Source organism: Metallosphaera javensis (ex Hofmann et al. 2022), assembly GCF_022064045.1.
GTDB classification, from domain to species: domain Archaea; phylum Thermoproteota; class Thermoprotei_A; order Sulfolobales; family Sulfolobaceae; genus Metallosphaera; species Metallosphaera javensis.
Genome location: NZ_JAKNCW010000075.1, coordinates 1 through 249, shown reverse-complemented (window position 1 = coordinate 249; position 249 = coordinate 1). Strand labels below are relative to the sequence as shown.

The 249-nt window shown below is 76.7% G+C and carries 1 protein-coding gene; it reads left to right on the top strand.

Annotated features, from left to right (window positions below; translation table 11 throughout):
- Nucleotides 1-28 precede the first annotated feature (28 nt).
- Nucleotides 29-249, top strand: a 221-nt coding sequence (locus L3N51_RS12455; protein ID WP_238027527.1) for a hypothetical protein, incomplete at its 3' end; no start/stop codon positions are given.

The window sequence follows — 249 nt, the reverse complement described above, 5'->3', positions numbered from 1 at the left end:
CACCAGCGCGGCGTCCCGGGCGGGCTTCGTGATCGGCAGCGCCGCCGGGAGCGCGGTCTTCGCCTGGATCCTGGCGGCGCACGGCTTCGGGGCGGCGGCCGGCGCGCTTCTCGGGCTGACGACGCCGCTCGCCCTCGCGGCCCTCCTCGTGCGCGAGAATCCGGGCGACGCGCTCTTCCGCCTGCGAGGATTCGCCCTGCGGCAGCGGCGGGCCCCGGGGGGCCTCGCCTTCGCGACAAAACTCCTTTC